Consider the following 13610-nt stretch of genomic DNA (forward strand, 5'->3'; position numbering starts at 1 on the left):
CGCACGAGAGGAGGAACCCGAACCCGCCACACCATCCGAGAACCACAACTTCTAAACCTCAACAACCTCGAAAAGCCACAGAACGGCTACACCACTCCACGGGACTTGACCGAACGCGAACTCCGAATGTGCAGAAAACCTGCGGAATCAAGGGAAAGACGTCCCTGTTCGTACTCGTTCGTTCTCTCCAGTAGGAGCCCACCAAAGAGCTTGTAAACAGGGGGTCGCCGGTTCGAATCCGGCAGGGGGCTCCACACGAATCTGGTCTCTTCACCCGAATGATCGCACGGAGGCACTCCTCATACGTAAGGCCGTTGCGGCCTGTTTAAAAGTACTCGTTAGGATTCAGCAGGCCCGAGGTCGTATATATGCCGACGATGGTCAGGGTGACACCGACCAGCTGACCAAACGGCCACCACTTCACGATTTGGCTGGTGTGTCGACGATGGCCCTTCGTCAGTGTGTATGAGCCGAGTGCAAACGGGGTGAACAGTGCGAGGAAGAAGATGCCCGCATAGAGGAGCTCACCCTCGTAGCACCCCGACCCGCCCCCGGTCTCCGGCGTGCAGACCATGCGCGAGGGATAGTAGCCCAGGGCCATGCCGACGAGTGCAGCCGGTAGCGCGCATAAGAGCGTGCCGGCGACCGACAGCGCGATGGCACTTGTCGAGCCGGATGAGTCTGTTCCCGTTGCTGCGCCTGCCATGATCTCCCGAAGTGTCTGAGCGTTCCGTCAGCCTAAGCGAGGCGGGATGCAGAGTGACAATTACACATGGCTTATCAGAACGCTCGCCGAGGAACCCTAACGAGTAGGGATGCAAGCCAGCCAAGCAGAGCGACTGGAATCAGCAGTTCGATGAGGGTCGGACCTTCCGTCGCCGTGGAGCCATCCAATTCCCATGTGCACATTCGTCCCGGAGGGAGCCAGGACCAGCGGGCTTCCCCAAAGATGGAGCTTCCCGGTGCAAGCTCGCAGGAGACTGGGCCCATGAAGAAGACCGCCTCGATCACAAGAGCGCCAAGCCAAGCTAAGGCAGTTAGGGCCCAGAGGAAGAGAAGTATCGTTCGCGACGCAGGTTTCACCCGTCCACTCTGACAACTAACAGTCCGGGATTCATCCACCCCAGGCATGAGCGGCAGCGCCCGCGCGCTGGAACTATTCCTCGGTGAGCCGTTGTGCGAACTCCTCGGCGCGCAGCTGCTGCTCTGTGACGACCGTTCCGGGGAGGTGGCCGCCGTCGTCGATCATGGACCGTAATTCTGCTACCGAAAAGGGGTCCGGATGCCTTGAATGGGCCATGAAGTGGCAGTTGGGACACAGCGGAATGAGGTCAGCTACTGGGTCGAGCTCGTAGCTTGCAGTGAGCTGCGCAGCCGGCACAACGTGGTGGACGTGAACGAGGCCCGTGGCTCGCTTACCGTACTTGACCTCGAAGTCGAATCCGCATGCCCTGCACTGGGAACCATGGTGGGCAACAGCCACGCGGGTTGCATCCGGATCATGTTCGAATTGATTGACGAAGACTCGTTTCAGCGAGTGCGCCGGCAGCATGCCGGACGGTGGATCGATGGAAGCGCTCGCCGGTGCAACGTGCTCCGACCACAGTGTGCGCATCGACGCTTCGTATTCCGCCGGAAGGAGCTGCGCGGCAGGCGGGTCGCTCCAATCGACCTCGGAGACGACCTGGAGTAATTGATGAATGGGAATGCCGTCTCCAAAGGGGAGTAAACAATCGAGTTCAAGGAGGGCATCAACACTGCCGTCACTCGGATCGCTGGTGAGGATGCCGTGCCCGGTAACACCCCACCGGTGCAGATCGCCTTGGCCTAAGAGCCAAGCGTCCGAACGCAACGGCTGGTCGGAGAGACCTTCGACCGTCCACGGGAGCGCGAGTCCACCGCTCTCGCGAGTGCGCTGGACCGCCTCGGGGTAGTGGCCGGGCCACCCCCGATGATCCGGCGACCAGGTGAGGACCACGGCAGTCATGACACCAAGTGTGCCACTATCGCGTGACTGGATCAGCTGCGGGACCGGCCGTTGGACTCCATACGCTTGCCGCTACCAAAGCCCCAAAGCCTTGTATTCCTGGAGCGGCCCTCGGAGGCGCTGCAGGCCCAGTCATCGGATCGAGTCTCCTGTTCGGATTGCCCGTGCCCGGATTCCTGTCGGTACTCGCATGGGCGTTCTTCCTGGCCAGTGCTGCTCTGACGGCGATCTACTTCACGAAACCGCTGCGGTCGTCAAACGGCAGGCAGGCGACTGACCGGCGCCCGATCGGCTAATCCCGCCCACCGATGCGGGCACGCTCTGCGTCTGCGGCGAGTTCGACGTCAACCTTTGCCTGCTTGCCCTTGGGGCTGAGCAGGCTGACGACGACGGCGGTCAGCAGGACTCCAACGATCACAGCGAGCGAAAGGTTGGTGTCAATTACGGGGACCCATTCGATGTGTTGGCCGCCGTTGATGAAGGGCAGCTCATTCTCGTGTAGGGCGTGGAGGATCAGCTTCACACCGATGAACGCCAGGATCAGCGACAAGGCGTGCTTGAGGTAGACCAGGCGCATCATCAGCCTTCTCGGTTCCCCGGAAGTACCAGCAGGAAATGCTGATGACACAGTGTTGCCGCCAAACGCCGCGGCACGTCAGTCTGATGCGTCCGACGACGGCAGAAGACTCAGAACCTCATGGAGACGTGAATCAGGCCGTCAGTGGGCTGCGTTCCAGCCCGCGCGCCGCGCAGCGTCCACGTTTGCCTGATCGTCATCGATGAGACAGATTCGCTTCCCTACGATGCCTATCCGCTGTTCGATAGTCCGATAGAACTCGGGATCCGACTTCCTGCAACCAAGATCGGCGGCGTAGTGCATGCGGTCGAAATGATCCTGCAGGCCGAGTTTCTCCCATAAGTGCTTCGCCCGGTGATGCGATGCCGGCCAACACCGGCCCAAGCCGTTCAAGGAGATCCGCCCGCCCGGTGACGACGTCCTCGAAGTGCGCATCGAAGAACTCGCGTTGGAGCTCATCGGGGTCGATACCCAATTCCTCCTGCAAAGTGGCGTACCAGACGCGTCCTGGCGGTTGCCGGATCAGGACGCCGTCGACGTCGACCATCAGCACCGCTGGCATGCTCACCACCCAATCTCCCGCAACTGACAGCACACGTCCAACCCTACTAATCAGCGGACTTCAGCATCACCGAGCATTCAGGGCGCTGGTGCCAGCTGGACGGGGTCGAACTTTTCATCGAAGCGGTACATGAAGGCTGCCATGACGTCGCGGTTCACGGCGTTGTATGGCCGGAACTCCCGACTACCGCCCACCGACCAGCCTTCGCTGATCTTGTATTCCGCGAGCCAGGCGATCTCCTTGTAGAAGACGTGGATTGTGGGCACATCAACGAATGGTGAGCGTGCAGGTGGGGCGTAGTCATACTCGTTGAAACCGGCGAGCCTATACATGAAGACCGCCATCACGTCACGGTTCACCGGCTCATACGGGCGGAAGGACCGCGTTCCGTTCCGGTTGGCCCACCCCTCGCTGACCTTCGATTCCGCGAGCCAGGCAATCTCCTTATAGAAGACGTGGGTGGTAGGAACATCAGTGAATGGCGACCTGACGGGCGGCTTGTACGCTGGGCTGCCGGCGAGCCTGTACATGAAGCGCGCCATCACGTCACGATTCACTGCCAGCAGCGGGCGATAGGTGGATGTGCCGTCGTCGTTATTCCAGCCGAGACTGATGTGCCGTGCCGCCATCCAGGAAATTTCACGGTGAAAGATCCGGCCCGCTTTCACATCGACGAATGGCGTGGGAACCGCGAGGGTGATCTTTGAGGTCGCGCCCGCGGCACTGTATCCCGGCTTGGATCCTGTTACTTTCACGGAGAGTACTGTGCCGATGTCGGCCGAGGTGACGTTATGCCGGGAACCGGTTGCGCCGAAGATGGGGATTCCTGACCGGTACCACTGGTACTTGAACGTTGTTCCGGCGGCCCAGGAACCGGGGATAGCGTCCAGCGGATAGCCGACGGCAGAAAAGCCGCTGATGGTCGGCGTCGGCGCCACCAGTGCCCTCAATGACACCGACGCTGCCGTAACTGCCGCCGTCCCGTCGACGAGCCCCGTGCCGCACCCGAGGGAGCAGGGCACGGGCAGCGGACGCACGCTCTGCTTCATCAGGGTTTCGACCTGCGCCGGGGACAGAGTGGGATTCAACGCGAGCATGAGGGCGGCCGCACCGGCAACATGCGGCGCCGCCATGGAAGTTCCCTCCATAAACGCGTAGGACTCAGAAGCGGGACCCGCGTTCCCGGTGTTCCAGGTCGAGAGAATGCCGCTCTCATCGCCGTTGATGAAGTCACCACCGGGGGCACTGACATCCACTGCCGCGCCGAAGTTCGAGTACAACGCACGCGCACCGTCCCGTCCAGTGGCGCCGACACTGATGACGTTGGCGCAGTTCGCGGGCGCCACGTTTGCAACATTCTGATCCTCATTGCCCGCGGCCACAACGACGACGGCGCCCAGCTCGGTTGCCGTATCGATTGCCGACTGGAAAACGCCGTCACATGCGCCGTCTGCACCGAGGCTGAGGTTGATGACCTTCGCAGGCGTTGGATTGTCTAGGACGTTGGCCACGGAACCGCCTGCCGCCCACACAATAGCGTCTGCAATGTCGCTTTCCCAGCCCCCGCACGCGCCCAGGGCACGCACGGGCTGGACCTTTGCACCGTAGGCAACGCCTGTGACACCCACGCCGTTGTTGGCTTGGGCAGCGACTATCCCGGCGACGTGCGTACCGTGCCAACTGGAGGGGACACGTTCGGTGCCGTTTCCGGTGGGGACGTCGCACCAGTCTCCGGGGTCCTGGGGATTATTGTCGCGTCCGTTCCCGTCCACGGCCACGTCGAGGTCCGAAACGAAGTCATAGCCCCCGATCACGTTCCCGGCAAGGTCCCTGTGCGTGGTGATACCCGTGTCAATGACTGCAACCCGCACCCCCGCGCCGGTCGAACGGTCCCACGCCGCGTTCAGCCTCATGCCGGCGATCGGATCGGACAGGTTCCACTGGTCCGGGTAGAACGGGTCGGTGGGGGTGGCGGCAGGCTTCACCCACCGGTCAACTTCGGCGTACTCCACGTCGGGGCGCGTGCTGAATTCCTGGAGTACTGCTTGCGTCTGGGCGGCCGTCAGCTCTTGTTCCGCTGTGGCGACAGCGGCGCCGTCGGCCATTGTTTTTACCTCGGTCAGAGGCGTCTCGACTGCCCGCGAGGCATCGAGGTACGCCTCGTGACGTACTCCGGCGTTTACCGCACCGGCACCCTTGAACTTCACGATGAAGCGGTCCGGATACTCCACGCCGTTTAGGGAAGTAGCCGGTTCAAGCAATGGGAAAGAAAGGTCCGCGCCGGACGCAGGAACGGCGACAAGTGAGCCGGCGGTTATTGATGCGAGGACGAGCGCAGCTGCGGCTGAGGACACTACACGACGGGTACGGGAAACGATCACCGTTGAATCATGCCAGCGGGACCCACGGAAAACCCTATGTTTCGCCGCTGAGCGGCCAAAGCTGATGCACTATTGCGTCCCCGCTGAGCTAGGCGAAAGATGCGCAGCGCTAACGGCGTATCAAGCTGCGCGCGCCCACCCCATCGCATGACCCCAACCGCCGTGGTCCACGTCGATCAGTTCACCGTTCTCATCGCAGCAAAACCCGACAGGCTCGCCGTAACCCTCGCATGCCGGGTCAGCGCACGTTTCGGACAGGACCCCCGCGTATTCATTCCCGTATTCAAGCTCCCACTGATCCACCTGGCACAGAGCCCATGCATTCCCTTGGAGGGCGAGTTCACGGAGCTCCTCGATGGTGTAGCGACGGCCCTGCTCGGGGTGGCTGACAGTGTTTTTCGGATGTGCTGATGTGTTCATGCGTTCAAGGTACTGCCGCGCACTGACATTTTCGTTTGGACCGTCTGGCGAGCTGGGAAGGCCTACGGGTCAACGGGCCGCAGTGCCGACTGCACTGCGATGATGTTCTGTCCGTACTTCGCGTCGTACGTGTCCTGAAGCGCGCCGTCGTCGTAAATCACAGTGACGAAGAGGTAGCCGTTCTCGACCCACGCGGTGAGCAGCTCTGCGTCTTTGGCCATGAAAAGCTCTTCCTGCAGGCGGGCCAGATCGGCCTCGTTCCCCGCCCCCGGATTTTCTTTGTCGGTTCGCGGGTCAATGTACGCCGGCGGACTGTACAGGGACAGTGGAATCGGCGGCTGCGTCACGGTTAGCGCGGAGCCATCCCACGTTCCCTGGACGGCATAGGTACCCCAGGTGACACCACTCGCGCTTTCCGACTGCTCCACCGCCGACCAGTCCCAGCCGATGAGTTCCGGACCGGAACATTGAGGCGGGTACGACTCCATGACCCCGCCGAGACAAAACATGGCGGGCCCGCCGTCCTTCGAGAGGACGGTCCCCTGGCCGATCAATTCCTCCGAAGCGGCAGGCTGCGTCTCATCGACGGTGCCGCCAGGAGTGGACACCGCGCCGCAGCCTGTGAGGACGAGGACCAGCAGGAGGCCCAGAGAAAGGCCCTTCACCACAATGCCTCCAGATCAGAGTTCGCCGCCGCCAGCAGATGCTCCCTGTCATCGAGTGCGTCAACCGGACGTTCACCGTGCAGGTACCCGTTGGGCGCGCACAGCCACTGCAGGATGTGCCTGTCCTTCCAGCCCGCGCTGAGGCTGATCGTGGCGACCTCGGCGATGACGGGCCTCACTGTTCGGGCCTCTCGATCGAATTGAAAGCCGGGGTAGAGTACGCGTCCGGCCTTGGTGGCGACTCCGAGGATGCGGCGCTCAGCGGCCAGGCAACCGGCTGGTGGCCAACCCGGTCCAAGCAGCAAATCGACTTCAGCAGCGCTCAGCAGTCCGAACTCGAGTTCGATCGCCCTCCAACGGGCGCAGGCTGCACGTACTGAGCGTGAGTGCGCCTCAGGATGCGCAGTCGCCTCAAGCGTGACCCGGTCCGAGCCGCTTTTCATACGGCAAAGGTACTGCTAAGCGGAGCTCAAAAACACACTTGATAGACAATCGACACAGAAACGGAATATTAGGCGGTTTGCGTTGTGAATATTACGACGACGGCGTGCACGCCTCGCGCAGCGCATCCACAGATTCAGCCGGAACTTCGTCCCCGGCGGCAGCGATCTCGCCCAGTGGTTCCGTGATCTCGGCGGGGACACCGGCAGTTTCCGCTGCCGTCACCAGACCGCCGAGGAGTTCCTTGTCCTCTACGCTGACGAGGCCATCCTCCACCAGACCGCACACCTGCGACCGGACCTCATCAGCGGCGGCGTTGGCCACTTGCGACGCCGCATCGCTGGCGATGTCGCCCGCCGTTTCCTCGATCTGGTTACAGCCCACCAGCAGGGCAGCCGTGGGCACGAGAATGAGCAGTGCTGCAAGTTTCTTCACCGCTCCAGTCTAGCCGGGCCTGTGCCAGGCCCCTTGGGGTTAGCGGTCGAGGTCCTCCGGTTCGAACTGGCTCAGTGGAGATCCACCGAAGTTGGCGTCGTCGTCGCTGGCGTCGACCTCCTGATCGCTCATGGCGTCCCCGAAATCGACGTCCGCCGCGGCTTCCCCGATGGTTGGTTCCTCGGGCGGGACCTGCTCCTCGCCGCCGCGAAAGCGCTCATCCTCAGTCTCGTCGCGCAGGTTCTGGTCGCTTTCCTGAAGGCCCTCGGCCTGGACGCCCGGCTCATCCTGCAACAGTGGATCCTGTTCCCAATGATCCGGATCGGTTTCGGCTGCCGTGGGATAGCTGTCCGGCTGGCCCTCCTGTACCGGATCCAAAGCCTCCGGCGCGATCGACTCATTGGCGGCGTCGGGCTCTTCGCTGACGACGTTCAGTTCCTCATCGGGAAGATTCTCAGTCATGACCGATCCTTTCGACGATTCCAATTCAGGGGACATGCCCTAACAGTAAGCCTACTGAGCATCTGCGGCAGAAGCTAGCTGTCCACGTGATCCCGCCAGCTATGCTTCGGCTCGAATCCGAGCACGCTCCTGGCCCTGTCGATGGACAGCAGCGTCTCATGCTCGCCAACGTCCTTGACCACCTCCACCTTGGGAAACACTTCGGCAGCAAGCGACGCGCTGGACCGGGACATCACTGTGTCGGCTGCAGCGATGATGAACCGGTCGAACCCCGGTCCGGCGTTTTCAAGGGCCCGCAGCACCGCCTGGGCTCCGTCGCGTCCATCGATGTAGCCCCAGAGGTTCCACTTCCTTTGCCGTGGATCGTGGTCAAAGGACGGGAACCCGGCGTAGTCTTCCGGGTTCATCACATTCGAGAAGCGAAGCGCAGTGATGCTGAGAGCCGGATCCCAGCGGGTCAGCTGAACGGCCATCTGCTCTTCCAGATGCTTCACCAGCGAGTAGGTGCTTTCCGGGCGTGCGTCATACCGCTCATCGACCGGAATATACGGTGGGTCCTCGTCAAAGGGCAGTCCCAGGACGGTCTCGCTGGAGGCGTACACTATCCGCTTCACCCCTGCGCGCCTGCATGCCTGGAACACGTTGTACGTCGCCAGCATGTTGTTCGAGAAAGTGGCGGCATCCGCCTGCAGCCCCGGCGCCGGGATGGCGGCGAGATGTACGACGGCGTCAAGGCCTGAGTGCCTGTCATCCACACCCAGCAGTGCATCAACAACGTCCCCGTAACGCGTCAGGTCGATCGACAGGAAATTCGGACCGCGCTCACCGTGGAGGTCGAACTCAAGGACATCGTGTCCGGCGTCGCGCAGCCCGACGACGACGCTCCGGCCGAGTTTCCCGCTGGCGCCGGTAACCGCGATCCTCACGCGGGACGCTTTTCTGGTGAGGTGGTCTTCGCAGGATCCCGCTCGGCGAGGTGCCCGATCGCCTCGTCGATTTTCTCCATCAGGGCGGGTTCAAGCGTGACCCCCGCTGCAGCAACGTTCGACTCAACCTGCTCAGGACGTGAGGCGCCGATAATCGCCGATGCAACGTTGGGGTTCTGCAGCACCCAGGCGATCGCAAGCTGTGCCATGGTCAGGCCTGCTTCGTCGGCGACCGGCTGGAGCTTTTGTACCCCGATCAGTACCTCATCCGACATCCACCGCTTGATCATGTCCGCACCGCCCTTGTCATCGGCGGCGCGCGAGCCCTGCTCCGGCGACTGCCCGGGCCGGTACTTGCCGGTCAACACACCCTGGGCCACCGGGGACCAAACAATCTGGGAGACGCCCAACTCTTGGGATGTGGGAACGACCTGATCCTCGATGACCCGCCACAGCATTGAGTACTGCGGCTGGTTGGAGATGAGCTGGAACCCAAGCTCCTTCGCCAGACCGTGCCCTGCACGCAACTGCTCGGCAGTCCACTCGCTGACGCCGATATACAACGCTTTGCCTTGCCGGACTACGTCCGCAAAGGCCTGCATCGTCTCTTCAAGGGGTGTCTCATGGTCATAGCGGTGCGCCTGGTAGAGGTCCACGTATTCCGTCTGCAGCCGGGTCAGCGAACCGTCAATGGATTCCATGATGTGCTTGCGGGAGAGCCCGGCGTCGTTATGGCCCTTAGGCCCGGTTGGCCCCCAGACCTTCGTAAAAACCTCCAGCGACTGCCGGCGCTCGCCTTTCAGTGCTTCCCCGAGCACGGTTTCGGCCGCTGTATTGGCATAGACGTCGGCTGTGTCGAAAGTGCTGATGCCGGCGTCGAGGGCCGCACGGACACACTTGGTGGCGACGTCGTTCTCCACCTGCGACCCGTGAGTCAGCCAATTGCCGTAGGTGATTTCCGAAATTTTGAGGCCGCTGTTTCCGAGGTATCTAAAGTCCATGGTTTCGATGCTATCCATGCTGATCAACTGCGGTACAGGGCAGCGAAGGGCGGGCCGGGCAAACGGCTACACTGAATCGAGTCCTGCCGGCCAGTTGTGATTGAGGAACATGGGTACGTTTACCGCGCGTTTTGCCACCGAGGAAGAACGGGGCAACTGGGATTCATTGGTCACCGCCAACCCCAATGGCGGCAATATGCTTCAATCGGCATCTTTCGCCGAGGTGAAGTCGCATCACGGCTGGAATCCGTTGTTCGTCGTTTTCGAGTCGGACGAATACTCCACGTACAACCTCATCATCGAGAAGAAGGTGCCGCTTCTGGGCCGCTTCTGGTACCTGATCAAGGGCCCCGACGTAGCAACCCCGACGGACGTTCCAGCGGTCCTGGCCGCACTGACCGAGTTCATCCACCGCTCAAACCTCGCGGTCTTCGCGGTCAAGATCGAGCCGGACATTATTGACAACGGCGACGTCCGGGATGTCTTCGCCCGGGCCGGACTGATCAAGACGTTCAACCTCCAGCCCAATGACTCCACTGCGATCCTGGACACAACCCCGGAACCGAACCTGTTGCTGAGGAACCTGCACAGCCGCGGCCGGAATGCCGTGCGGCGGGCGGAGCGCGAGGGCGTCACCGTGCAGCGTATGGAACCGACGGATGAGAACTTCCGCACGATGTACCGGCTCATGACGCACATCGAAGACAGGTCCGCCGCCCGGTTACGCTCCTTTGACTACTATCAGCGGTTCTGGTCCAACTTCGTTTCGGCCGGACAGGGGCGGTTGTACTTCGTGCATGAGGAGGGCGAACCCTCGGTTGGCGCCTTCGTCATCAACTATGGCCGTAAGGGAACGTACAAGGACGGCGGATCGAAGCCCCGGCGCTCTCAATACGGTGATTCGCACCTGCTCCAGTGGACCGCGATCACCGATCTCAAGAATGAACACGGAATTGTCGAATACGATTTCTGCGGCACGCCCCCAAGCGACAAACTCAAGGACAAGACTCACCAGCATCACGGGCTGGGACTGTTCAAGACCAGCTTCACCAAAACGGTGACGGACTTCGTAGGTTGTTATGACCTGGTGCTCAGTCCAACCAAGTACCGTGCGTGGCAGAAGCTGGGCGAACGCGTCCTGCGGCAACTGTACTGGCGGCGACACCGCCAACCGTTCTACTAAACCGCAAGGACCTGCGGCTCTACACAAGGAAAGGGGCACCCAGTGGCAGATGACACCGGCGAGGACAACCGCCGGAGCCCTAACACCAACCCTTCCCCGGTGGCCGAGCAGTTGCCGGTTGTGCCTAACGCGCCGCGAGGGCCTGCGGGCAAACTGCCGGAAAAGCTCACGGGCAAGTCGCCGGGCAAATCCACAGACAAGGCTTCGCGCAAGCCCCCGGGCAAGACGCCGGGCAAGGCCGCATCGAAAATCGCCAGGAAAACAGAGAGTGCGGCGCGCACTCCGGCCAGTCCAACTGACGCGCTGCCGATTACGCCGCGTTCTGCCCGTCCGGACCGCTCACACGTAGCAGCGCGCAAAGTGCTTCGAAGGCTGGTGCAGGGCGAAGCTCCGCCAACCCAGGCGATGAACCTCGTCGAGCGCCTCGCCGGCAGCCCCTACGCGAATCCCACCATCCAGGCGGGCGGTCCCGACGTCGGCGCACGCCGGACCCTCGATTTCGCGCTCAGTCTGGCCGAAACGATGTTCCGCTACGGTGCAGGCGCCCTCGAAGTCGAAACAAGCATCATCGCGGTCACCGCTGCGTTCGGCTTGGACAACATCGAAGTGGACATCACCAACCAGTCAGTGGTGCTGAACTACTCGGCGAAGGACCAGACCCCAACCACAGTCCTCAGGGTGGTCCGTTCCTGGACCAACAATTACGCGGGCCTCACACGGGTCCACCAGTTGGTGACCGAGATAGTGGAAGGCGGAGTGGACCGTGCCGAGGCTGTCCGCCGCCTGGACGAGATCACCACGAAGCCCAAGCCGTTCCCCCGCTGGATGGTCACTGCGGCGTTCGGAGTGTTCGCGGCGGCCATCGTGCTGTTCATCGGTGCTGGGCCGCTGGGCGCACTGATCGCATTCGGCAGCTGTATCGGCGTGGATCTGCTGTCCCGCCAGCTGAGCCGCTGGCGGGTCCCCGAGTTCTTCGCTACGGCAACCTCCGCGGCCCTCGTGACGCTGACAGCCATGTTGTTCTGGTGGCTGAACGTGCCGATCGCACCGGGGCTGGTGGTCGTGGGAGGGATCTTGCTGCTCCTGCCCACCGGCCGGCTGGTCTCCGCGACCCAGGACGCAATCAACGGGTTCCCGGTCACAGCAGCCGGTCGTTTCCTCTCCGCATTCCTTGTCTTCGCGGGCATAGTGTCGGGAATCGCCGTCGCTCTGGTCATTGGCAGCATCATCGGAGTGCCCGAACTGGATGTCACCTCCTCTGGCGGGTCTCTCTATCCACTGCCCGTCGTCGCGGTGCTGGTCTTCATCGCCGTCGCAATGATCTGCATTGCGGAGCAGACCGACATGGGGCTGGTGCTTCCAACCTCGCTGATAGGCACAGCGGGTTTCCTGCTCTACTCCCTGGTGGTCGCACTGGGAGTCGGCTACCGCCTTGCTCCCGCCCTGGCGGCGGTCGTGATCGGCATGCTGGCCCGCGTTTTAGCGCTCCGGATGGGGGCACCGCAGCTGGTGGTCGCTGTTCCAGCGGTGATGTTCCTCTATCCCGGTCTCACCATCTTCCGGTCGATGTATGACCTCACCATCGAAGGCGACGTTTCCGGTGCCGGCGCGATCGGCCTTTTCAACGCCCTCACGATCATCCTCGCCATAGCCGGGGGAGTGGTCCTCGGCGACAACCTGGCACGTCCGTTCACCCGGAAGCTCAGCAGCAACGAAAGGCGCCGCAACCGGCGCCGCTGACAAACGCTTCGAATCAGGTTCGCAGCCAGTTCACCGGCGTGGCGCCCTGGGCCTGCAGGAGCGCATTGGCCCTGCTGAAGGGCCGCGAACCGAAGAACCCCCGCGCGGCAGAGAGAGGGCTGGGGTGGGCTGACTCGATGAGCGGGGTGGAACCGAGAAGCGGTTTAAGCTGCTGCGCTTCCCGTCCCCAAAGGATTGCCACCAACGGCTGGTGCCGTTCCGCCAACGCGCGGACGGCAGCATCCGTAACCGATTCCCAGCCGATCCGCCGATGCGACCCCGTTTCACCGGCGCGGACCGTCAGGACCCTGTTGAGCAGGAGGACTCCCTCCTCGGCCCAGCCGGAGAGGTCTCCCTGAGGCGGAGCCTGCGCGTCGAGGTCGGCAGCGAGCTCCTTGTAGATATTCACCAGACTGCGTGGGAGCTTCGTCTGCGGCGACACCGAGAAGGAGAGCCCCACTGCGTGGCCGGGAGTGGGATAAGGATCCTGTCCCACAATAAGGACCTTCACGTGGCTCATCGGGTAGGTGAAAGCGCGAAGGATGTGGTCCGGGCCCGGCAACAGGTGCGCACCAGCGTGACGTTCCGCCTGCAACGCCCGGGCCAGTTGGTGCACGTGATCCTGTACCGGAGCCAGCGCTGCGGCCCAGTCCGGTGCCATGACCTCGGTCAGCCTTGCCGGTGCGGCGAATGGCAGTGCTCCGGTAAGTGTTGGCCCGGTCGGGCCGAATAGTGCGCCGTCGTCGTTCATCCCTCTATCTTGGCGGTTCAGCTTCCGATCGCCGAACCGCCAAGGGTAAGAATGACAAGCATGTGATTCGCCTTTACCA

16 protein-coding genes and 1 pseudogene are annotated in these 13610 nt (G+C 62.4%); 4 read left to right on the forward strand and 13 right to left on the reverse strand.

What is annotated here, in order from left to right:
- Positions 1-325: 325 nt before the first annotated feature.
- Together ACX80C_RS10510 and ACX80C_RS10515 are read right to left on the reverse strand one after the other, a co-directional pair.
- Complete coding sequence (locus ACX80C_RS10510) at positions 326-706, reverse strand: hypothetical protein (protein ID WP_459326414.1); 381 nt, start codon at positions 704-706, stop codon at positions 326-328.
- A 450-nt stretch (positions 707-1156) separates the two neighbouring features.
- Positions 1157-1987 (reverse strand): HNH endonuclease, encoded by an 831-nt coding sequence (locus ACX80C_RS10515; protein WP_459326415.1) that lies wholly within the window; start codon positions 1985-1987, stop codon positions 1157-1159.
- Between the two features lie 164 nt (positions 1988-2151).
- Between ACX80C_RS10515 and ACX80C_RS10520 the strand changes: the two genes are divergently transcribed.
- A complete protein-coding gene (locus ACX80C_RS10520) occupies positions 2152-2283 on the forward strand; it encodes a hypothetical protein (RefSeq protein WP_459326416.1) in 132 nt (43 codons plus the stop codon).
- On the opposite strand, the pseudogene ACX80C_RS10525 reads toward ACX80C_RS10520, so the two are convergent.
- Positions 2280-2570 (reverse strand): annotated as a pseudogene (locus tag ACX80C_RS10525) (TerC family protein); the annotation flags it as partial. The gene ACX80C_RS10520 and the pseudogene ACX80C_RS10525 sit on opposite strands and share 4 nt — an antisense overlap.
- A 135-nt stretch (positions 2571-2705) precedes the next feature.
- A complete protein-coding gene (locus tag ACX80C_RS10530; protein WP_459326417.1) occupies positions 2706-3023 on the reverse strand; it encodes an HAD family hydrolase in 318 nt (105 codons plus the stop codon).
- On the opposite strand from ACX80C_RS10530, the gene ACX80C_RS10535 reads away from it, so the two are divergent.
- Positions 2992-3153: a hypothetical protein gene (locus ACX80C_RS10535; protein WP_459326562.1), complete on the forward strand. Its 162-nt coding sequence runs from the start codon at positions 2992-2994 to the stop codon at positions 3151-3153. The genes ACX80C_RS10530 and ACX80C_RS10535 overlap by 32 nt on opposite strands.
- A 50-nt stretch (positions 3154-3203) precedes the next feature.
- Here ACX80C_RS10535 and ACX80C_RS10540 read toward each other — a convergent pair whose 3' ends face one another.
- The 8 genes from ACX80C_RS10540 to ACX80C_RS10575 form a co-directional block, all read right to left on the reverse strand.
- Positions 3204-5507, reverse strand: a complete 2304-nt coding sequence (locus ACX80C_RS10540) for a S8 family serine peptidase (protein WP_459326418.1) — start codon at positions 5505-5507, stop codon at positions 3204-3206.
- A 120-nt stretch (positions 5508-5627) separates the two neighbouring features.
- Positions 5628-5927: a hypothetical protein gene (locus tag ACX80C_RS10545; RefSeq protein ID WP_459326419.1), complete on the reverse strand. Its 300-nt coding sequence runs from the start codon at positions 5925-5927 to the stop codon at positions 5628-5630.
- Positions 5928-5989: 62 nt separating this feature from the next.
- Positions 5990-6592 (reverse strand): hypothetical protein, encoded by a 603-nt coding sequence (locus ACX80C_RS10550; protein WP_459326420.1) that lies wholly within the window; start codon positions 6590-6592, stop codon positions 5990-5992.
- On the reverse strand, positions 6589-7035 hold the full coding sequence (locus tag ACX80C_RS10555; RefSeq protein ID WP_459326421.1) for a hypothetical protein: 447 nt from the start codon (positions 7033-7035) through the stop codon (positions 6589-6591). Before ACX80C_RS10555 ends, ACX80C_RS10550 begins: the two co-directional genes overlap by 4 nt.
- Before the next feature lie 91 nt (positions 7036-7126).
- Positions 7127-7468, reverse strand: a complete 342-nt coding sequence (locus tag ACX80C_RS10560) for a hypothetical protein (protein ID WP_459326422.1) — start codon at positions 7466-7468, stop codon at positions 7127-7129.
- Positions 7469-7507: 39 nt separating this feature from the next.
- A complete protein-coding gene (locus ACX80C_RS10565; RefSeq protein WP_459326423.1) occupies positions 7508-7930 on the reverse strand; it encodes a hypothetical protein in 423 nt (140 codons plus the stop codon).
- A gap of 74 nt (positions 7931-8004) precedes the next feature.
- Entirely contained in the window at positions 8005-8856 is an 852-nt protein-coding gene (locus ACX80C_RS10570; RefSeq protein WP_459326424.1) for an NAD-dependent epimerase/dehydratase family protein, read from the reverse strand.
- Positions 8853-9857, reverse strand: coding sequence for an aldo/keto reductase family protein (locus ACX80C_RS10575; protein ID WP_459326425.1), 1005 nt, complete (start codon positions 9855-9857; stop codon positions 8853-8855). The genes ACX80C_RS10570 and ACX80C_RS10575 overlap by 4 nt, the downstream gene beginning before the upstream one ends.
- 109 nt (positions 9858-9966) lie before the next feature.
- Here ACX80C_RS10575 and ACX80C_RS10580 point away from each other — a divergent pair, with 109 nt between their 5' ends.
- Positions 9967-11040, forward strand: a complete 1074-nt coding sequence (locus tag ACX80C_RS10580) for a lipid II:glycine glycyltransferase FemX (protein WP_459326426.1) — start codon at positions 9967-9969, stop codon at positions 11038-11040.
- A 249-nt stretch (positions 11041-11289) separates the two neighbouring features.
- Entirely contained in the window at positions 11290-12780 is a 1491-nt protein-coding gene (locus ACX80C_RS10585; protein WP_459326558.1) for a threonine/serine exporter family protein, read from the forward strand.
- A 13-nt stretch (positions 12781-12793) separates the two neighbouring features.
- Here the strand turns inward: ACX80C_RS10585 and ACX80C_RS10590 are convergent, their stop codons facing one another.
- Entirely contained in the window at positions 12794-13531 is a 738-nt protein-coding gene (locus tag ACX80C_RS10590; RefSeq protein WP_459326427.1) for a uracil-DNA glycosylase, read from the reverse strand.
- Between the last annotated feature and the right edge of the window lie 79 nt (positions 13532-13610).

Source organism: Arthrobacter tecti (assembly GCF_054511355.1).